At 64.7% G+C, this 266-nt stretch carries 1 pseudogene; it reads left to right on the top strand.

Annotated features, from left to right (window positions below):
- Nucleotides 1-266 (top strand): annotated as a pseudogene (locus tag V0R37_RS22335) (signal recognition particle-docking protein FtsY); the annotation flags it as partial.

Raw genomic sequence — 266 nt, 5'->3', positions numbered from 1 at the left:
CCACCACCATCGGCAAGCTCACCCAGCGTTTTCAGCGCGAAGGCAAGAGCGTCATGCTGGCGGCGGGGGATACCTTCCGAGCGGCCGCCGTGGAGCAGTTGAAGGTCTGGGGCGAGCGCAACAGCGTTCCGGTGATTGCTCAACACACTGGCGCGGATAGCGCATCGGTGATTTACGATGCGGTGGCGGCGGCCAAGGCCCGAGGGGTGGACGTGCTGATTGCCGACACGGCCGGGCGGCTGCATAACAAGAGCCACCTGATGGAA

Source organism: Pollutimonas rozaliensis (assembly GCF_048751585.1).
In the GTDB taxonomy this organism is placed as follows: Bacteria; Pseudomonadota; Gammaproteobacteria; order Burkholderiales; family Burkholderiaceae_B.
Note: the sequence above shows the minus strand (reverse complement) of the source record. Positions and strands in the feature narration are given on the sequence as shown.